Source organism: Nonomuraea africana, assembly GCF_014873535.1.
Lineage (GTDB): Bacteria > Actinomycetota > Actinomycetes > Streptosporangiales > Streptosporangiaceae > Nonomuraea > Nonomuraea africana.
On record NZ_JADBEF010000001.1, the window covers coordinates 7,514,319 to 7,531,482 of the forward strand.

At 67.5% G+C, this 17,164-nt stretch carries 22 protein-coding genes and 1 pseudogene; 4 read left to right on the forward strand and 19 right to left on the reverse strand.

What is annotated here, in order from left to right:
* Positions 1-243: 243 nt before the first annotated feature.
* The 14 genes and pseudogenes from H4W81_RS35765 to H4W81_RS35815 all read right to left on the reverse strand — a co-directional run bounded on the left by H4W81_RS35765 (position 244) and on the right by H4W81_RS35815 (position 9,847).
* Positions 244-651, reverse strand: a complete 408-nt coding sequence (locus tag H4W81_RS35765; protein ID WP_192778834.1) for an ATP-binding protein — start codon at positions 649-651, stop codon at positions 244-246.
* Between the two features lie 90 nt (positions 652-741).
* Entirely contained in the window at positions 742-1,581 is an 840-nt protein-coding gene (locus tag H4W81_RS35770; RefSeq protein ID WP_192778835.1) for a helix-turn-helix domain-containing protein, read from the reverse strand.
* A gap of 179 nt (positions 1,582-1,760) precedes the next feature.
* Positions 1,761-2,978: a DUF4238 domain-containing protein gene (locus H4W81_RS35775; RefSeq protein WP_192778836.1), complete on the reverse strand. Its 1,218-nt coding sequence runs from the start codon at positions 2,976-2,978 to the stop codon at positions 1,761-1,763.
* Positions 2,968-3,204 carry a hypothetical protein gene (locus H4W81_RS35780; protein ID WP_192778837.1) on the reverse strand — a complete coding sequence of 79 codons (237 nt, stop codon included), beginning with the start codon at positions 3,202-3,204 and terminating at the stop codon, positions 2,968-2,970. Before H4W81_RS35780 ends, H4W81_RS35775 begins: the two co-directional genes overlap by 11 nt.
* Positions 3,205-3,765: 561 nt before the next feature.
* Entirely contained in the window at positions 3,766-5,121 is a 1,356-nt protein-coding gene (locus H4W81_RS35785) for a leucine-rich repeat domain-containing protein (RefSeq protein WP_192778838.1), read from the reverse strand.
* Positions 5,122-5,201: 80 nt separating this feature from the next.
* The gene (locus H4W81_RS48945; protein ID WP_264083211.1) at positions 5,202-5,330 is read right to left on the reverse strand and encodes a hypothetical protein; all 129 of its coding nucleotides are present in this window, start codon (positions 5,328-5,330) and stop codon (positions 5,202-5,204) included.
* A gap of 34 nt (positions 5,331-5,364) precedes the next feature.
* Entirely contained in the window at positions 5,365-5,589 is a 225-nt protein-coding gene (locus tag H4W81_RS47955; RefSeq protein WP_225958954.1) for a tyrosine-type recombinase/integrase, read from the reverse strand.
* Positions 5,590-5,689: 100 nt separating this feature from the next.
* Positions 5,690-6,307 (reverse strand): N-terminal phage integrase SAM-like domain-containing protein, encoded by a 618-nt coding sequence (locus H4W81_RS49600; RefSeq protein ID WP_318782213.1) that lies wholly within the window; start codon positions 6,305-6,307, stop codon positions 5,690-5,692.
* Positions 6,304-6,528, reverse strand: coding sequence for a helix-turn-helix domain-containing protein (locus H4W81_RS35795; protein ID WP_192778839.1), 225 nt, complete (start codon positions 6,526-6,528; stop codon positions 6,304-6,306). Before H4W81_RS35795 ends, H4W81_RS49600 begins: the two co-directional genes overlap by 4 nt.
* Positions 6,525-6,887, reverse strand: coding sequence for a replication initiator (locus H4W81_RS49605; protein ID WP_192778840.1), 363 nt, complete (start codon positions 6,885-6,887; stop codon positions 6,525-6,527). The genes H4W81_RS35795 and H4W81_RS49605 overlap by 4 nt, the downstream gene beginning before the upstream one ends.
* A 64-nt stretch (positions 6,888-6,951) precedes the next feature.
* Positions 6,952-7,299, reverse strand: a pseudogene (locus H4W81_RS49610) (replication initiator); the annotation flags it as partial.
* 360 nt (positions 7,300-7,659) lie between these two features.
* Complete coding sequence (locus tag H4W81_RS35805; protein WP_192778841.1) at positions 7,660-8,172, reverse strand: DUF6461 domain-containing protein; 513 nt, start codon at positions 8,170-8,172, stop codon at positions 7,660-7,662.
* A 363-nt stretch (positions 8,173-8,535) separates the two neighbouring features.
* Positions 8,536-8,964 (reverse strand): hypothetical protein, encoded by a 429-nt coding sequence (locus H4W81_RS35810; protein ID WP_192778842.1) that lies wholly within the window; start codon positions 8,962-8,964, stop codon positions 8,536-8,538.
* A 193-nt stretch (positions 8,965-9,157) separates the two neighbouring features.
* Positions 9,158-9,847, reverse strand: a complete 690-nt coding sequence (locus tag H4W81_RS35815) for a TetR/AcrR family transcriptional regulator C-terminal domain-containing protein (protein WP_192778843.1) — start codon at positions 9,845-9,847, stop codon at positions 9,158-9,160.
* A 131-nt stretch (positions 9,848-9,978) separates the two neighbouring features.
* On the opposite strand from H4W81_RS35815, the gene H4W81_RS35820 reads away from it, so the two are divergent.
* Positions 9,979-10,695, forward strand: a complete 717-nt coding sequence (locus tag H4W81_RS35820) for a DUF4386 domain-containing protein (protein ID WP_192778844.1) — start codon at positions 9,979-9,981, stop codon at positions 10,693-10,695.
* A 149-nt stretch (positions 10,696-10,844) separates the two neighbouring features.
* Here H4W81_RS35820 and H4W81_RS35825 read toward each other — a convergent pair whose 3' ends face one another.
* The 4 genes from H4W81_RS35825 to H4W81_RS35835 form a co-directional block, all read right to left on the reverse strand.
* Positions 10,845-11,168 (reverse strand): hypothetical protein, encoded by a 324-nt coding sequence (locus H4W81_RS35825; RefSeq protein WP_225958955.1) that lies wholly within the window; start codon positions 11,166-11,168, stop codon positions 10,845-10,847.
* A gap of 75 nt (positions 11,169-11,243) precedes the next feature.
* Entirely contained in the window at positions 11,244-11,456 is a 213-nt protein-coding gene (locus H4W81_RS47970; RefSeq protein ID WP_225958956.1) for a hypothetical protein, read from the reverse strand.
* Positions 11,457-11,500: 44 nt separating this feature from the next.
* Positions 11,501-12,133: a cysteine hydrolase family protein gene (locus tag H4W81_RS35830; protein WP_192778845.1), complete on the reverse strand. Its 633-nt coding sequence runs from the start codon at positions 12,131-12,133 to the stop codon at positions 11,501-11,503.
* Positions 12,134-12,283: 150 nt separating this feature from the next.
* The gene (locus H4W81_RS35835) at positions 12,284-13,528 is read right to left on the reverse strand and encodes an MFS transporter (protein ID WP_192778846.1); all 1,245 of its coding nucleotides are present in this window, start codon (positions 13,526-13,528) and stop codon (positions 12,284-12,286) included.
* Between the two features lie 135 nt (positions 13,529-13,663).
* Between H4W81_RS35835 and H4W81_RS35840 the strand changes: the two genes are divergently transcribed.
* Complete coding sequence (locus H4W81_RS35840) at positions 13,664-14,599, forward strand: LysR family transcriptional regulator (protein WP_192778847.1); 936 nt, start codon at positions 13,664-13,666, stop codon at positions 14,597-14,599.
* Positions 14,600-14,924: 325 nt separating this feature from the next.
* On the opposite strand, the gene H4W81_RS35845 is transcribed toward H4W81_RS35840, so the two are convergent.
* Positions 14,925-15,803 carry a LysR family transcriptional regulator gene (locus H4W81_RS35845; RefSeq protein ID WP_192778848.1) on the reverse strand — a complete coding sequence of 293 codons (879 nt, stop codon included), beginning with the start codon at positions 15,801-15,803 and terminating at the stop codon, positions 14,925-14,927.
* A gap of 83 nt (positions 15,804-15,886) precedes the next feature.
* Between H4W81_RS35845 and H4W81_RS35850 the strand changes: the two genes are divergently transcribed.
* Both H4W81_RS35850 and H4W81_RS48950 read left to right on the forward strand, forming a co-directional pair.
* Positions 15,887-16,258: a DoxX family protein gene (locus H4W81_RS35850; protein WP_192778849.1), complete on the forward strand. Its 372-nt coding sequence runs from the start codon at positions 15,887-15,889 to the stop codon at positions 16,256-16,258.
* A gap of 211 nt (positions 16,259-16,469) precedes the next feature.
* Positions 16,470-17,048 carry a hypothetical protein gene (locus H4W81_RS48950; protein ID WP_192778850.1) on the forward strand — a complete coding sequence of 193 codons (579 nt, stop codon included), beginning with the start codon at positions 16,470-16,472 and terminating at the stop codon, positions 17,046-17,048.
* Positions 17,049-17,164 lie beyond the last annotated feature (116 nt).

Consider the following 17,164-nt stretch of genomic DNA (forward strand, 5'->3'; position numbering starts at 1 on the left):
TCAAGAGGGCTATCCACAGCCTGTGGGTTTCCGCCCAGACGGCCCGCCTGGACTCTGCGGCCCGTTCTCCTTGGGCGGTTCTGCGGAGATAGTACAGACCGCCCGAGCCGCACAGTTCGTACACGGGCCGCCTACAGTCACAGGTCCACTCGACCACGCGAACCCGCCCGTCTCGCCGGGGAGTCTGCCAGTCGATCTCTCGGTACTCGGGCCGCAGGGGCGCCGGGTGTGGAGCGAAGCACATCAGGACCGCACCATGGCGAAGGGCACCGCTTCCAGGACGGCCCACACGGTTCGTCCGTTCTCGTCGCCGACCACGCCCCACTTCGTGGACAGGCCCGAGACCAGCGCCAGGCCCCGCCCGCCCATCTCGGTCGGAGACAGCGGGAGCAGCCGAGGGGAGCGCAGGCCGCCCTCATCCTGTACGGCCAGACCCAAGGTCGAGCCGATGACTTCGAGGGAGACGATGAAGCGGCCCCCAGGGCGACCGCTGTTGGTGTGCCGTACGGCGTTGGTCGCCAGCTCGCTCACGATGAGGACGGCGTCATCGAGGTCTGGCCAGGTCGGGAGGAAGGCGGTGACGAAGCGGCGAGCTTCGAGCACCGAGATGGCCGAGCCGAGGAACACTCGGGTCACGCGCCAGGAGGACATGGACGGCTCCGATGTCTAGGGGGCTATACATCCTGCCGTCAGCGTATGAGCCACCATGCGAGGACTCAAGTTATTCCACTTATAAATAAGTCACTTCGGCTGAGTGTCGAGTTGCCGGAACTCCGCGGCGACGCGACCAAGCAGCGACCGGAGCTCCTCCCCGTAGACCGCGACCCCAGCAAACGCCTCGAAGGTCTCAACATGAACGCGCACGTCCTCGACGTCGGTCAAGGTGTGCTCAGCGGTCAGGCTCTCCACCATGCTGGCCGAGCCATCGAAGATCGTGAACCCGTGGAGAGGGAAGCGCGGCACCTGCACCGACCAAGGAACGACACCGACCCGCACGTGCGGCAGCGTGGACGCTTGACCCAGTCGATCAAGCTGCGCCTGCATCAGGGAGGCCGGCCCTGGCCAAGTCCTCACAGCCCCCTCCGTGAGAACGAACGAGAACTCCCGCCCTGGCTGGAAGAGGATGCTTTGCATCTCGACGCGCACAGCCGCGGCCCGGGACACGGCCTCTTCATCGACGTCCCTCCCAATCGAGAGAGCCAACCGCGCATACTCGGCCGTCTGGAGCAGGGCCGGAATCATTGCCGATTGGAACGAGGCCACCCGATGCGCCGCTCGCATGCGGGCTGCGTTCGCCGACTCTCGACCCGCCAAGCCACCCTTCAGCCGCGAGACCTCCTCCCGCAGGCGTGCGAGCAGAGCATCCAACGCGGCTCGCGTCTCCCTGGAAAGCTCCAGAGCTTCTACGAGACGCTCAACCGTCTCAGGCAGCGGAAGCAGCTGGCCCGTTTCGATCTGCGAGATCGTCGGCTGAGTCACGCCAGCCCGCGAAGCCAGATCCTTGCCGGTGAGCCCGGCATCCTTGCGTAGTCGTCGGAGCAACTCACCCAGTGCCCGCAGGCGGTCTCGACGATCGTCCACATCCAGCGTTCTACCACCCGCAAGACGATCGGTTCAGACGCTGATCCAGATCACTGCCGAATTGTTCTCATGGGGTATCAAGGCAGCGGCGCACGCGCCGCCGCGCGACCCTGCGCTCGGCCGCACGCTGCGCGTGCGGCCTGGGGGCCGTTCTCGCGCACGGCCGTGCTCGGGCCGCACTACTTACGCCGCTTCTTGCGGGCACGCGTAGGTTTTCGCTCGTGTCCCGGCTTAATCGCCACCCGTTCTCCCGGCGACATACTTTCAAGGCGGGGCACCCGTCGCGCACGCCACCCCCACCACCACCGGGCGACAGGCCACTCCGGTGCAAGAGTCTCGTCTCGCCACCGAGTCGGCTTGAAGGAGCGGTAAAGTTCTCCCTCCGCTCCCTCAATCTGAGGCAGGGGCCCTTCACGCATGAACGGCCTCTCTGGCGCAGGCGGGACTCGCAAACCTTGGGTGATCTTACGAGACGGCCGCTCAAAAGCCCATCTTGATGCACCCGCGATGATCTCACGATTAACCTCAGCCGTTTCAACATAGTCGAGGACAGGCGGACCATAAGGACGCAGATCTGGATGGAACAGAACCAGTAGATCTGACGGACTGAGGGGATACATCACAACGCCTGCTGACTCCACCCCTGCACGTTCACCGCGCGGCGAACCCGGTCCGCCGAGGATGATGACTGGCTCATCGCAAGTGACAAGAATGGGGGGCGTTTCATAGACTGCCCAACTTCGCTGAAACAAGCGTTCGCCGATGACCTCTGCCATCTGACCAGAGCTTGCGATGACCGATGCGATCGGCTTTTCGGCCCGCACATGGCCTGCCTGTAGATCGTCGAGGAACTCCCGATGTATCGCCACGGTTTCAGGTGTCGGATCAACTCCATGATCAAGGAGCCTGGCCCGAATCCCGTCATCGGTAACCCGGGAGTACTGCAGTCGGTAAAGGTCGGTGAGCAGCTCTTGCTGCTCGGCCCGGAAAGCCTTCCCACGGGTAATACTGAGAGCTAGGTGCCACACAAAGAATGCAAACCGTTCGGGATCAAGAGTCCGAGCATCTCGATACTTAATAAGATCGTCGATGGCATTCTTTGCGTTGTCTTCTACTTGGCTCAGTATTGTCTCGAACAGCAGTGGCGGCACCTCATCAGCATTGACATCAGGGTGCTCAATGCGATAAAAGTCTGTTTCTCGAGCGGCCCCCTCAGGCGAACTGAGGTAACTGCGAGGATCATCCACCACAGTCACGCGCACCTTAGAATCTTCAGCCCATCGGCGAAGGTATGAAGCCGGAACGAGATGATGCTTCCTCGGCGGTGATCCTTCAGCGTTCCGGCGTGCCTGCTCAACAAGGCGTCGAATCTCCAGAGGATACTTCTTACGCTTCATCGTAAGCCCCAGTGATACTCTCGTACGCCTTTTCTTCAGACTTCACTTCAAGATAGGCTTTGCCATCAATATCCTCGAATATTTCCGAGGGATTGTCGGGGACAAGAACGTTCCAATGCGACTTCCCTGTGGATGAAATAAGCATTTCATCCACGATGCGGTCAGTTCTACGGACAAGCCGACGGACGACCTTGAAAAAGTCCTTCACATCACACTTGTTGAGCATGGGGCCGGGCTGCCAGCATCCCCGGCGTCGTGCCCGATCGCCTACGGCTTGGCGCACCAAGCTGTACCCATGCGGGGAGGCGCGGCGCAATGCCGGAAACCGTCCCAACGAGGGTACCGCCGTGCCCGTCGCGTGCCCGATGGGGCTGGAAACAAGGGGGAACAGCGGTGCATCACGGGGAATGCGATCAGTGCTGTGAGCTGCGTCTTCGCTGGTTGGATGAGATCGGCGTGCGTCTTTGCAAGCAGGAAGTCAGGAGTTCGAATCTCCTAGGCTCCACCAGGTAGAACACCCCGCCACTGATCTTGTGACGGGGTGCTCGGGCCATTACCGGGCCATTAGAGCCTGCTGACAAAGGGATTTGGCCGCTGAGCCGGTGACCACGGGTGCCCTGGCCGAGTTAATCTTCGGGTGATGCGCCCACAGACAGGAGCCCGTGGTTATCTGCCTGCACGCCCGTGTCCCGGACGCCATTGACAGATTGCGCCTCACCGGGGGTGCCGATGTCGTGGTTGGCACCCGTCATATCCCTCGGATCTGACCGAGGCCGAATGGGTGCCCTCAGCCGGCGAGCAGGCCCCGGGCCTCCAGGTCGGCGATGACGGTGGACGTCAGCGCGGGGCATTGATTCACCCTTACCTCCTTGAGGGACGGCAGGTCGATGAGCGTCCCCAGGTCCGCTAGGGCACCACAGCGGTGGAGGCCCAGGATGCGCAGGCCGGGCAGGTTTCCGGGGTCGCCGAGGGCCCGCAGATGATCGTCGAAGGCTACGTGGAGCTCCTCGAGTCGCCACAGCCCGGCGAATGGGGTCAGATCGGTGAGCTGGTCGAGACCCTGCAGGGTGAGCTTGCGCAGGGCGGGCATGCGGGCCAGGGCGGAGAAGTCGCGCAGGTCCTGGGCGTAGGTCAGGCTGATCTCGGCGAGCGAGGGATGGTCTTCCAGCCCGTCCAGCGAGGTCAGTTTCTGCCAATTGTCGATGTTGAGCTCGGTGAGGGCGGGCAGGCGGGACAGGGGGCGCAGGTCCGGGATGCGCGCGTTCGGCAGGCCGAGGTTGGTGAGGTGGGGGTGGTGGCCGAGGCCGTCGAGGCTGTTGAGGTTCGTGCAGCCGCTGAGCCACAGCCGGCGCAGCCTGGGCATGGCGTCGATGCCGTCGAGGCTGGTCAGGCGGGCACAGTGCATGGTGAGCTCGGTGACGGAGCTTAAGTCGCGCAGCCCGGCGATGGATCGGATCTTGGTGCCGGAGAGGACCAGCTTGGTCAGGCGACGCAGCCCCGACAGGGGTAGGACGTCCTCGATCGCCCGGCAGTGGTCGAGGTCGAGGTGTTCCAGGTGGGGGAAGGCGTCGCCGACCCCTTCGACGCTGGTCACGCCGCTGCTGCGCAGGTCGAGATGGCGCAGGGTGCGCAGGGTGAGCAGCGGGGTGATGTCGGTGAGCGCCCGGCTGCTGCGGAGGATGAGTGTTTTCAGTACGGGGAGACCCGACAGCGGGGTGAGGTCGGTGACGGCCGCGCAGCCGTCCAGCTCGAGTCGGAACAACCCGGTCAGCGCGGCGAGGTCGGACAGGTCCGTCAGGTGCTTGCAGTGGTCCAGGCGCAGTGTTCGCAGCATGGTCAGGTGCCGCACTCCGGTAATCGTCTCGCGGCGGCGCAGCTCCAGCGTGGTACGCCCCTCGCGGGTGAACGCGGGCCCCAGCAGCAGTTCGGCGAAACCGTCCGGGTCAGGCGCCTCTGGCCAGAGCTTGAGCAGCTTGTCGGTGGACGGCTCGGCGATCTCCGCGAATTCGGCGGCCATCGTGAGGGCGTCTTCGCGGCCGTCGAGGATGAGCTCGCGGGCCGTTTTCCAGGCGTGCGCGGGAGAAACCGAGTCGAGCTTGGCCCGGTAGCCCGGCAAGTCCGGCCGTGCTGGGGAGAAGGTCATGCCATGGCAGCGTAGGGGGGCGTACCGACAGAAGCGATCATTCTCCCGCCGGACGTGACGGCTCCGGCCGGAGAATGAGGTCACGAGCGGGCGAGCCAGTCCTCGAAGCCCACCTTGTCCAGGTCCTCGTCGGCGGGCACCAGGCTGCCCTCGTCGAGCTCGGCGCCGAAGTAGGGCGCGTTTGACTCGGCCAGGGCATCCGTGGTCACCGGCTCAGCGACCAAACCCTTTGTCAGCAGGCTCTTAGCCATCCTGGCCCAGCCTCTTTCTTTCGGCCTCCACACGAGCGCTGAGCGCATCCGCGATCCGCTGGTCAGCGTCCTTGGTCGCGTGCTGGTAGATGAGCGCCGCCCGATCGCTGTCGTGCCCCATCCGTGCTTTGAGATCGGCCAGGCTCGCCCCTGACTGCGCAGCGAGCGTGTTGCCCGTGTGGCGAAGATCGTGGAAATGCAGGCCGGCGAGCCCCATCTCCTTGCGCGCCTCACCTCACTTCGCGGCACGCCGGAAGTTGCTGCCCCGCAGGAACCCGCCCAGCTTGCCGAGGAACACGAACGCGTCCTCTTCTGGCTCAACATAGGACGCGAGATGTTCGGTGAGCGCCGGAACGATCACCGCAGGGATGCCGACCGTACGGCGACTTCTCCTGTCCCGCGCCCTTGATGCGGCATGGGTTGCGTTTGATGAGCTGGTCATCGACGGCTGTGGTGAAGATGGCTTTGAGGAGCCGATATGCCTTGGCCACCGTGACCTCGCTGACCCCGCCGTCGAGCAGCTTCTTTCGCCAGCGGCGGACGTGTGGCTCCTTAATCTCGTTCATCGCCTTCTCTCCGAAGGTCGGAACGAGATGCGTGCGCCGCAGGTAGCCGTACAGCTCGATCGTGCGAGGGCGGAGGTTCGGCCGCTCGTCGATCCAGTCTTGTGCGTACTTGCCGAAATTGATCTTGCCTGCGTCCGGGTCGATCCAGTCACCGTCGAGGATTTCGGCCTCGATCTTGGTAAGCCAGACTTCGGCGTCGGTCTTGGTCGCGAACGTCTCGGGCGCCGGGCGGTCGACCCCGTCAGGACCGGCGTAGCGCGCTTGATATCGGCCGGAGGGAAGTTGCCGAACGCGTCCGAAGCGCCTCTTTGTGGGCTTTCTCTTCCGCGTCGCTCGGCGAGAAGATTCGTCGCCAGGGGTGATGGTCACGCTGCCCTCCCGCGTCGCGTCGTGATCGGATGGACGACGCCCGCGGCGATGAACGCTTCAAGGGCAGCTTCGGGGATACGGACCTTCCGGCCGACATGGACGAAGGTGATGCGGCGCTCCTCGATCAGGCGGCGAGGGAAACGGACACTGGTGTTGAGCCGTTCGGCCGCCTCCTCGACGGTGAGCAATCTGCCCTGGGTGAGATCTCGGTGAGCGGTCATGCGGCCACCTCATCTCTCATCACCGAGAGGTCTGGGGGTGGTGGTTCGCCTGTCGCTCTGGCTTCAAGGGCCAGGAGGCTGGCGCGGAACTGCTGACGTCGGGCAATGCCACGGAGGAGCTGCTCGGCGCGAGTCGTGCGGGTCGGGTCGCTACTGGAGACGGGGCGCCAGATGTAGCGGTGGCGGTCGTTGCCGGCCGGATCGTCGAGGCCGAGCAGTTCGAGGGCCCAGGCGCGGCGATCCTGCTTGTGCTCTCGGAGGGTCTTGTTGGACCACTTGCGGGAGACCAGGACGCGCCGGCCCGCGTAGCCGAGGTGTTCGTAGCGGTGTGCCTTGCCGCGACAGTGGCCGGGAGTCATCCCCCGCTTGGCGTCCTTGGGCTGAACGCCGTAGCGGAGCCAGTTTGGGGCAGGTGGGCGAGCACGGCTCGTAGCGCAGGGCGTCGACCATGCGGGTGACGTGGTCGCGGCGTGCCTGGTCGCCTTCGTCGTCAGGGTCGAGCGGGTCGCCGAGTGACTTGGTGAGGTACTTGGTCAGGTAGCCGAGGGCCTTGTTTGCGGCGGGGCTTCCGGCGAGGACGCCTTGCACGTCAGCCTGCTCTCCGAAGCGCACGACATGCTGGGGCTCCTCCAGGTCGTCGAGCGCCTGGTCCCAGGTAGGCAGGATCTCCCCCGTCGCCGGGTCGAGGTAGCCGTCCTCATCGCTCCAGACGGGAAGGTGCTCGCGGTCGTACTTCACTTCGTCGGCCGGTGGCCACCAGACCTGGTGCACCGCCTCGATCTCGCGGGCTTTGGCCGCTGCGCGCGGCTCGAATGCGTCCTCTCGGTTCCCGCGCCGCCTGAGCGGTACAGGCGATCTTCCTGGTGCAGGATCTCAAAGAGGTCACGGGTAGGCAAGGCTGAGCCGTCACACCCGCGTAGGTGCGAAGACACCGTTTCCCATCGGGCCGACAGTAGGAAGTAGTTGCAGTTCTAGTTGCAATCCTGTCCCGTACATAGCCGTCTCATGGAGACCGACGCGGCCAGGTGGTCGAGGTGGAACCGATTGGGACGCGCAAGATCCGAGCTGCTAATGCGGTTTGGGTTGCGTCGTTGGCTTGCTGCGTTTGCGATGGGCCGACAGCAAGGTGCCTCAGTACTCGAGAACGCCATGGGCGGCCACCACGTCACTTGACGCGTTCGGCCGCACCTCGGTGATGCGCTCGGCCAGCAGCAGCGCAGCGGCGAGCCCGCCCTCAGACTCGTCGCCGGCCAGCCCGAGCTCGATCCGGTCGGCCAGGTAGTCCTCCGGGATGCCGTCCTCGTCGCCGCCGAACAGCGGATCGAAGGTTAGGATGTTGCGGCCGTCGGCGTAATGGTCGAAGGACGCGACCCTGTTCACGTTGACGAAGACACTCGCCGTGACCGTCCCAGCCGACAAGGGCCGCAGCACCTCGGGCAGGGTGCCGGCGAAGCCGTTCGACTCGCTCAGAATGGTCCCGCCCTCGGCCGACCGGGCGCAGATGAGCCCTTCCTCGAAATCGCCTTCCTCGTCATCCCCGTCGAACACGTCAATGCCAAGGCGGGCCAGCGCCTCGCGCGGGGTGAGACCGCGGACGAAGGTTGCACAGAACGCGTCGTCATCGAGCCAGTCGTAGCTGCCCATGGCTGTGGATCCTGTTCTCTCGGGACAGATCATGGAGATGATGGCATGCGAGTCCGACGAAAAGTTGGCTCGACCTTGAGAGGCGGTACCGGGCTCCCTGCTCAGCGACATGCAGGTCCGTAACGTGTGGGTCGTGCGGGAGATGCTCTGGAGATCTACATCGACAGATACCCGTACGGATTATCAGGCAGGTTCGAGGTGGTCGACGAGGCGGCGGAAGATGATCGCGAACAGCCGCGGAGTCGCAGAAGAACAGGCCGGCGCGAGCGCGGCGGGATCATGCGTAACCGTGCGGCCTCGGCTCGCCGCTCAGCCAGGTCCGCGCGGACGAGCTCTTCATACATGTGATGCATGGAAGGCTCCTCAGGGTTCTTCGGGGAATGCATGGTAGGAGATGAAGATCGGGCGGGTATCCGGCGGAGCCTCGCTCGATTCGACACGCGATTTGGTCAGCTCGCGCCACGGCTCCAACACGGCATTGAGCTGGTCGGCGAGCTGCGCGAGCTCATCCTTGGTGAGCCGTAGGTGGCGGCTGCTTCCGAAGGACGCGTTCTGCCAGTCCTCGGGAAGCGTCATGTGAGTGCGTTCGAAGTCGCGCAGCCGCTCGAACTGGTCGATCACCCACTGTGAAGTCCACGCCTGCACCACGGCTCTGGCTTCCGGGGTTTGAAGGTCCACCACTGCTAACCCGCCCATAGCTGATCGCACCCAGCGTTCCCGGCTGTCCCGGGCGAGCTCCGGCACGTCCTCGATCAAGTCATGTTTCTGCATTTGCCGCAGGTGATAGCTCACCTGGCCGGGGTCGGCATTCATCCGTCTGGCCCGCCGCTCCCGAAGGTGTCCCCAGCCGCCAGGTAGGAGAGCTCGGGGGTTGAGACGGCAAAATCGGAAACGCCACTGGCGACGGGCTCAGCCGCAGCCGCGTTGACCGATTGCGGGTGGTCCTGGCGGGGCGGCTGCCCCGCGCGCCGGCGGGCGCATTGTGCTAGCACCGGATGCGTCCGAGCCCGTCAAGGAGCAGGTCGAGGGTGAACTCGAACTCGACCTGGCTGTCGCACCAGCCCAGCGTCGGGTCGGCGACGTCGTGGGTCTCGGCCGCCGCCATTGCCATCAGGTGGGGCAGCGCCTCGGCCATCGCGGCAAACTCCGCCTCGGCGACCTCGACGTCCATGCTCCCGCCCGCCGAGGCGGGGCTGAAGACCTCGGAAGCGAATCCGAGCGCCAGGCTGCCGAACGCGTGCAGCGCCCGGTGCGCAAGCCGGTAGGAGAACCCGCCGCTGATGAGCGTGGCCACGATCCCGTCGTAGTAGGCGTACACGCCGGCCGGGATGGTCGTGCGTGTGCCAAGGAGCCCGGGCGCCCACGGATGCCGGAGCATGACCTCACGCGCCGCAAGGAACCGCTGCCGCAGTCGGGTACGCCAGTCCTGGTCGGCCCCGGCGGTCTCGATGTGGCTGACCGCGGCGTCGATCTCACCGACGACGGTTTCGGCGAGGCCGTCGAGCAGGCCTTCCTTGCCGGGCAGGTGGTAGTACAGCGACATGGCCTCGATGCCGAGATCGGCGGCGAGGCGGCGCATCGTCAGCGCCTTGATCCCCTCCGCATCCGCCAGGGCGACCGCCGCCGCCAGCACCCGCTCGCGACTGAGTGGCTCCCGAAAGGTCTTCTCACCCATCCGTCTCCCGACCCTTGCCAGCACCTTACGTCGTATGGTTACCTTACAGCATAAGGCAGATCATCGGCGCCAGCCCGTCGGCCCCCCGAGCGACGTCGTCGGCCACTGACGCGCCAGAGGAAGGGGCCACGATGCACCCACTGATCCGCAGCGCCCGCACGACCGGGCTGCTCTACCTCGGCCTCGCCATCAGCGGCGTGCTCGGCTCCCTGCTCATCCGGCCGCGACTGTTCGTCGCCGACGACCCCACCGCGACGCTTGCCCGCCTGGTCGAGCACGAGTCGCTGGCGCGCACCGGCATCGCCGTCGAGCTGCTCGTCGTCCTGACCCAGGCGCTCACCGCCGTGTGGTTCTACCGCCTGTTCCGCACCGCGGACCCTGTCGCCGCCGGCAGCATCGCCGCCTTCGGCCTCGTCAACGCGGTCGCGATCCTCGCCAGCGCAGCGCTTCTCGCCAGCGCGGTCACGGTCGCGACCGATCCCATCGGCGACGCGGCAGCCACCGTCCAGCTCCTGTACGTCCTCAGCGGCGACCTGTGGGGAGTGGGCGCACTGTTCTTCGGCCTGTGGCTCATCCCGATGGGCTGGTGCGTGCTGCGCTCGCGGTGGATGCCCCGGCCGCTGGGCTGGCTCCTCGTCGCGGGCGGCGTCGGCTACCTGCTGAGCGTGTTCGTCAGGTACCTCGCTCCCCAGGCGGCGGTCGTCGCCGACGCCCTGGTACTTCCCTCGACCGTAGGCGAGTTCTGGCTGATCGGCTACCTGCTCGTGCGCGGCGTCAGCCCTCACGCGATCGACGAACTGCCACGCGATACGGCAGTCCCCCCGCTCCCCACGCGATCCCGCGCCTGAACACCCCGCCCTACCCGCCCGGGACGCCGACCCGACCGGCCCGACCAGTCATACTCCGCCAGCAACGCTGGATCGACCTTCCCCTGGCCGGCCACATACGGCCTCGGGGAACATCGGTACAGCGGTTAACGCTAAGCCGGTGATCTTGTTCAGTCCGGAACTCCGAGGCCGGTGACGCGGTTCTCGTACTCGCGCCGGGCTTTGCGCTGGGCAGGGACGGTAGGGACACCCTGGCCGCCGTCGAGCGGTTGGCAGCGGGCGAGTAGCTGGCGGTGGACCCCTGGCACGGCCGTGATGCGCAGGCTGTAGTCCTGGCCGCGCCGTACGGTCACCCCTTGGTCGAGCGCGGCCCGCTCGGCGGGCTCCAGGTCGGACGCGCGGAGGAAGTCCGCGACCTTGCCCGGCATGTCGAGGGCGACCGGCAGCTCCGGAGCGGGGGTGTCCTCCTGCGAGATGGCGTTGTGGTCGGGCATGAGGTCGGCGACCGCCGTGCGGATCGCGCCGCGGCTGTGGTCGCGGGCGAGGGCAGCGATCGAGCGGCCCTCCAGTTACGCGGTGCGGACGTCGCCGGTCTTCTCGGCCGCCACGGCGGGGCGGCGCCCGCCCTTGCTGCCCTTGGCCTCGGCGGCTCGCAGTCCGTCGTAGGTCAGCTCGCGCTGGAGGTCGCGCTGGAGTTCGCCGGCGGCGGCGAGGGTCTGCACCATGAACTTCACGGTGGACAGCAACTCCCCGGTGCGCGGGTGACGGGCGGTGAGGTCCATCGCGGAGAACGCGCCGTCGTGGATGCCCTGATCATCATTGACGGTTATGCCGTGCCGGTCTTTGCCCGATCGGGATGGCTCTCGTGCAGCAGCGACCGCAGTTCGGCGGTGTCGATGATGTGGGCCAGCCTCGGGAAAATGCTGGTCATCAGGTTCTGGTGGGCCTGCGGGTCCGGGTCGGTGACGCCGTCGGAGAGGACGTAGAGCTGGTAGTCGCGGTCGGCGGCGTCAGTGACGGTGGACAGTACGACACCGCTGGTGGTGATGCCGGCGATGACCAGGGTGGTGATTCCGCGATCCCGCAGTTGCCGGTCGAGGTCTGTCGTAGACAGCGCGCCGTAGCGGGTCTTGCGGACGGTGATGTCGCCGGGCTCGGGAGCGAGTTGATGGTGGAAGGCGGTGTCGGGTTCCTCGTGGTGCATGAGGTGCTGCCGGCCGATGAAGGAGAACGTCTTGTTGGCCGGCGGGATCGCCGCCCAGTCGGCTTCGGTGAATCCGACTCGCACGTAGGCGATGGTGGCGCCGTGGGCTCGCATGTCGGCGATGGCGCCGGCCACCCGTGACAGCAGCGCGTCCGGGTTGGCCAGGCCAGGGAGCGAGGCCAGGATTCCCTGCTGGTAATCCATGACGAGCAGCGCTGCCGTCCGGGGGTCCAGCGCCGGGGTCGTGAAGGTCATTTCTCTCCTTGAGTGATGAGGGCGCCCTGACACGCGAGATCACGTCCCGGGGCCTACATGTTGGGCGTGAGTCGCGAGGTGCCGCTGGGTACGGTGGAGGCCGTCTCCGAGCTGTGCGCGGAGGGGCGAACCGCTCCGAAGAGGGGGTCGTCAGGCGCGGCTCGGTTCTGAGTCCGGCTCGGCGAGGGGCGCTGCGGCGCGGCGGGGGAGCAGCAGCGGAGTCGCCAGCAGGAGCACGCCGGCCAGGCCGATGGCCGTTCGCGGGCCGAGCAGACCGCCGAGCACGCCCCATGCGGCCGTCAGAAGCGCGGTCGAGGCCTTGGTCGTCACCGACCAGGCCGACAGCGTGCGGGCGACCCGGTCGGGCGCGGTGCGCTCCAGGCGATAGGTGGCGCAGACGGGGTTGAAGACCCCGCAGCAGAAGATCAGCCCGAGCTCGACGCCCATCACCAGCAGCAGCCCACCGGTCCCCGGCCCCACGAGGGTCAGCCCGACGAGCCAGATCGCGCGCAGCGTCCCGGCCACGACCAGGACCCGGTGCTCCCCGAACCGGGTGACGAGCGGGCGGGCCAGCCGCGAACCGAACAACCCGCCGATCGCGGGTGCGGCGAAGGCGAGGCCGTACTGCCATGCTTCGAACCCGAGTTGGCCGAGCATCAGGACGGCCAGCAGCGCGTCGGTGGCCATCACCAGGCCGTTGAACACGGCGGTGTTGAAGAACAGCGGACGCAGCGTCGCGTCGGCGAGGATGTACCGCCAGCCGTCGAGCAGGTCCCCGGCCCGCATACGCGCGGCCTGTCGGCGCACGGGCCGCGGCTCGTGGCCGCCCGTCGCGCGGATGCCCAGGGCCGAGAGCAGGTAGCTGAACGCGTCGGCCACCACCGTCGCCACCGGACCGAGAAGCCCGATTGCGGCACCGCCCAGCGGCGGTCCGATGACCGTGGTCGTCCAGGCCGTCGACTCGAAGCGGGCGTTGGCGACGAGCAGATGCTCGGCCGGCAGTAGCGTCTTCAGGTAGGCGCCGGAGGCGGCGCGGAAGGAGATGTCGGCGGCCGCGACGACGACCGAGACCAGCAGAAGCTGGACGAAGGAGAGCACGCCGAGCGCGAACGCGGCGGGGATCGTCAGCAGCGCCGCGAACCGCACCAGGTCCATTCCGATCAGCACCGGCCGCTTGCGGCGGAACTCCACCCACGGGCCCAGCGGCACCGCCACGGCCGCGCCCACCAAAGCCCCCACCGAGGACAACGCCGCGACCTCGGCGGGCCCGGCGTGCAACACCTGGATCGCGATCAGCGGGAACGCGCCGAAGGCGAGCCACGTGCCGAGCGCGCTGGTCCCGTACGCCCCCCAGAGCCACCCGAACTGCCGCCCCAACCGGTGCCCGCTCCGCATGCCCGCCGCTCCTCGCCACTCACTCACACAACCAATCCGCGATCGGGAGCATCAAAGCGCGGGCCGTACCAGGGGATCAAACAACTGTAGAGCCTTTGATCACAACAAACAGTTGTACCCGTAAGGTGTGTCCACATGGACCTCAACACCGTCCGAACCTTCGTCGCCGCCGCCGACGCGGGGCAGTTCCAGGAGGCAGCCGCCGAGCTGGCGGTCACCCAGCAGGCCGTCTCCAAGCGCATCGCCGCGCTGGAGCGCAACCTCGGAGTGCGGCTGTTCGCCCGCACCCCGCGCGGCGCCGAGCTCACCATCGACGGGCAGGCGTTCCTGCCCCACGCCCGCGAACTGCTCCGGGTCGCCGAGCGCGCGGCCGCGTCCGTCCGCACCGGCAGCCGTCCGCTGCGCGTCGACGTGATCGCCTCGCGCAGCGCGCAGTCGGGCCTGATGCGCGGCTTCCACCGCGCGCACCCCGAGATCGAGCTCGACGTGGTGATGCTGTTCGACATCGAGGCGGCCGTGGCCGCCATCCGGTCCGGTGCGATCGACGTGTCCTTCCGCGCCGTCGGCATGCCGGGCCGACCCCTTCCCGAGGACATCGAGTCCGTCCGGGTGCTCGACGAGGCGCTCCAGCTCCTCATCGGGCCCGCCCACGAGCTGGCGTCCGCCCGGTCGGTGACGCTGACCCAGCTCGCCGGGCACCGGATCTGGATGCCCGGCATCGTCCCCGGTACCGAGTGGGCCGCCTACTACGACGACCTCGTCGCCGAGTTCGGCCTCACCATCGAGGCGACCGGCCCCAACTTCGGCTCCGACGCGCTCCTCGACACCATCGCCGACACCTCGGCCCTGGCCACCTTCATGGGCGAGCAGACCCGCCTGGTCTGGCCCGCCGACCACGGCCTGCGCCGCATCCCGGTGATCGGCCCCACGCCGGTCTACCCGCACTCGCTCCTGTGGCACCGCGACAACCCCCACCCAGCGCTGGCCACCCTCCGCGCCCACCTCGCCGCCACGGCGGCCGGCCACGGCGCCGCCGGGACCTGGGCGCCGGACTGGGCAATCCCGCGCTGAACGCCGCCTCGCGGGCCGGACCGCTAACCGGGATTCAGGAGGCAGGCGCGGCCATCGGCACACTCCCGGCCCTGCCCTCCGTATGCCTCACATGAGGCATGAGCAGGCACGCTAGGGCGCTCAGCCAGGGCAAACAGCCGTCGTCACCGAATCGTCGTCAAGATCGACTTTCTAGCGCCAAAATCCGGTCCGATCCTCCCCGGAGGCCTATCCGTTGAATTTTCCGCCGTTACTACCGAGACCCCGCATGGCTCACGCAGGTAGCTGCCACACCCAGGCGGGGCCCGTCCCCTGAGGCGGCCCATGGCCGCGCGGGCGAGGTCCGTCAGGGTCGGGCGAGACCGGAAACGAGCTCGTCGCGGAGGCGGCCGACAGCCTCCCTGTCGTCGTGGCCGCGCCAGGCCAGTGCGACGCGGTGGCGGGGGGCAGCCTGGAGAGGGCGCCAGACCAGCTCAGGATGGGTGGCCTTGGCCGCCGGAACCAGCGAGACCAGATCAGGCTCGGCGGTGAGCAGCAGGACGATGGCGCTGAGCCGCCGGCTGTGGCATACCTGGACCTCGGGCCGCCACCCGGCCGCAGCGCAGGCGTCCAGCACGTGGTCGTGGTAGCCGGGGGCTTCTTCGCGGTCGAACCAGAGCAGGCGCTTGCCGGCGAGATCGTCGGCCGTGAGCTGATCCGGCAGACGATGCCGTCTGCCGGTGATCACGCCGAGGGGTTCGTCGACCAGACGTAGCAGGTGCAGGTCCGTGTGGCCCACGGGCTCGAGCATGAGGCCGAGATCGAGCTCGTCCCGGCCCAGCAGATCCGCTTGCTCCGCGGAGGTGGCGTCGTGGAAGGCGATGCTCACACCCGCGGCACCGGCGGCGAGCCGTATCCGACCGAGCAGACCGGGGCCGATCCCCGTGGACAACCCGATCCTGAGCGCGGGCAGGGAGCCGGAGGCGAGGTCCCGGATGTCACGCAGGCTTCGCTCGGAAAGGGCGAGCAGGTCGCGGGCCGCGTCGAGCGCTGCCGCCCCTGCGGGGGTCAGCCGCACACCACGTGGGGTGCGCTCCAGGAGGGTGGCACCGACCGCCTTCTCCAGGGCCTTGATCTGCTGGCTCAGCGACGGCTGGGCGATGTGCAACCGGCGGGCCGCCCGGCCGAAGTGGAGTTCTTCGGCCACTGCTTGGAAATATCGCAGCCGGCGCAGGTCCCATCCCATTCCGGCCATGATAGGTCCAGCCTATCGGGCGGGTGGAAAGTGGTCTTGGACAGTCCTGCGGGCGATGAGCTGCACTAAGGGACATGTCTCTTGTTCTGTGGGTGTTCCAGGCGCTACTGGCCGTGTTGTTCCTTGTCGCCGGCGGGCTCAAGATCGTCGCGCCGCTGGAGGCCATCAGCGGGCTGATGCCGTGGGTGGAGGACTTCCCCCGGCTCCAGGTGGCGGGCATCGGGATCATCGAGGTGTGCGGTGCGGCGGGCCTGGTCCTTCCCGGGATGACCCGGATCGCGCCCGTACTGACACCGCTGGCGGCGATCGGCTTCGTGATCCTCATGGCCGGTGCCACGGTCACGCATCTGGGAAGAGGCGAGGCACACCTGATCGGGGGAAACCTCGCCGTGATCGTCATTGCCGCGATCGTCGCGTGGGGGCGTCTCCGCTCGTGGCCGCTCTGAATCTCCGAGCCCCGTGCACGATCCTGGCGAGCGCTGATCCCGCTGGCCGAGCAGGATCGCCGCCTCTGGAAGGGGTCTCGGTAGTAACGGCGGAAAATTCAACGGATATGCCGCTGGCCTGCTCCGATGTGAGGGCGCCGCAGGACCGGTGTGCCGGTTGGTAGATGCGGTGGGCCGAGCCGAAGGTGCCGCTGACCTTGCCCGGGTCTCCATGCCGACGCAGGTCAGCGGCATATTCGTTGGAAATTTCTTCATTACTACCGGGCCCCCTACTGCGGAACGCCCTGCCGCCAGGCCGCCCACCGAGCCCGCCGCCGCGCAGGCGAAGGCCACCGCGCACACGGCGTGGCTGCGCGGCCGCCTGGCCGCCGACGCGAGCCGCGCCCACCAGCTCGCCGCCGAGCTGGCCGCCGCGCTCGCCACCATCCCCACCGCCGTCGACGGCGAGGGCCAGGCCGCCGAGACCGAACCGCCGACCGGCTGGGAGAACGAGCTCGGCGAGCTGGCCCACCGCCTGACCAGGCTGGCCACCTCCATCAGCGCCGCCGCCCGCGAGCACCAGGCCGTCGCCGCCGACTGGCGGCACGCCGCCCGCACCGCCGGGATACGTCGTTCGCCGGCGACCACCGCGGTGGGCGACGAAACCCCGACCGGCGCCGCCAGCACGAGCGACGCCGAAGCTCCCGGCGACCTGGTCGAGGAGCTGCCCCCGGGACTGAGACGAGACCGACGTGTGCCTCTGGCGCACCGATGGCCAGTGGCACCTGTACCAGGGGTTCAGCGCACATAAGGTGAAAACCCACATTCGGTGGATCATGAACAGGTGTTGGAGTGCTCTTCCTCGCACCACGCGGGGCACTGTTTCATCTGGTCGGGCCTCATTCCGGATGGATCATCACTACGTTC

Excerpts from the sequence above, each read along its gene's own strand:
- H4W81_RS35765 (WP_192778834.1), bottom strand. The coding sequence starts at position 651 with ATGTCCTCCTGGCGCGTGACCCGAGTGTTCCTCGGCTCGGCCATCTCG.
- H4W81_RS35805 (WP_192778841.1), bottom strand. The coding sequence starts at position 8,172 with ATGGGCAGCTACGACTGGCTCGATGACGACGCGTTCTGTGCAACCTTC.
- H4W81_RS35830 (WP_192778845.1), bottom strand. The coding sequence starts at position 12,133 with ATGACCTTCACGACCCCGGCGCTGGACCCCCGGACGGCAGCGCTGCTC.
- H4W81_RS35780 (WP_192778837.1), bottom strand. The coding sequence starts at position 3,204 with ATGCTCAACAAGTGTGATGTGAAGGACTTTTTCAAGGTCGTCCGTCGG.
- H4W81_RS35785 (WP_192778838.1), bottom strand. The coding sequence starts at position 5,121 with ATGACCTTCTCCCCAGCACGGCCGGACTTGCCGGGCTACCGGGCCAAG.
- H4W81_RS35815 (WP_192778843.1), bottom strand. The coding sequence starts at position 9,847 with ATGGGTGAGAAGACCTTTCGGGAGCCACTCAGTCGCGAGCGGGTGCTG.
- H4W81_RS48950 (WP_192778850.1), top strand. The coding sequence starts at position 16,470 with ATGCCGACGCAGGTCAGCGGCATATTCGTTGGAAATTTCTTCATTACT.
- H4W81_RS35795 (WP_192778839.1), bottom strand. The coding sequence starts at position 6,528 with ATGACCGCTCACCGAGATCTCACCCAGGGCAGATTGCTCACCGTCGAG.
- H4W81_RS35825 (WP_225958955.1), bottom strand. The coding sequence starts at position 11,168 with ATGCCCGACCACAACGCCATCTCGCAGGAGGACACCCCCGCTCCGGAG.
- H4W81_RS47955 (WP_225958954.1), bottom strand. The coding sequence starts at position 5,589 with ATGGGGCTCGCCGGCCTGCATTTCCACGATCTTCGCCACACGGGCAAC.
- H4W81_RS35820 (WP_192778844.1), top strand. The coding sequence starts at position 9,979 with ATGCACCCACTGATCCGCAGCGCCCGCACGACCGGGCTGCTCTACCTC.
- H4W81_RS35850 (WP_192778849.1), top strand. The coding sequence starts at position 15,887 with ATGTCTCTTGTTCTGTGGGTGTTCCAGGCGCTACTGGCCGTGTTGTTC.
- H4W81_RS49605 (WP_192778840.1), bottom strand. The coding sequence starts at position 6,887 with ATGACTCCCGGCCACTGTCGCGGCAAGGCACACCGCTACGAACACCTC.
- H4W81_RS47970 (WP_225958956.1), bottom strand. The coding sequence starts at position 11,456 with ATGGACCTCACCGCCCGTCACCCGCGCACCGGGGAGTTGCTGTCCACC.
- H4W81_RS35835 (WP_192778846.1), bottom strand. The coding sequence starts at position 13,528 with ATGCGGAGCGGGCACCGGTTGGGGCGGCAGTTCGGGTGGCTCTGGGGG.
- H4W81_RS35775 (WP_192778836.1), bottom strand. The coding sequence starts at position 2,978 with ATGAAGCGTAAGAAGTATCCTCTGGAGATTCGACGCCTTGTTGAGCAG.
- H4W81_RS35840 (WP_192778847.1), top strand. The coding sequence starts at position 13,664 with ATGGACCTCAACACCGTCCGAACCTTCGTCGCCGCCGCCGACGCGGGG.
- H4W81_RS35845 (WP_192778848.1), bottom strand. The coding sequence starts at position 15,803 with ATGGGATGGGACCTGCGCCGGCTGCGATATTTCCAAGCAGTGGCCGAA.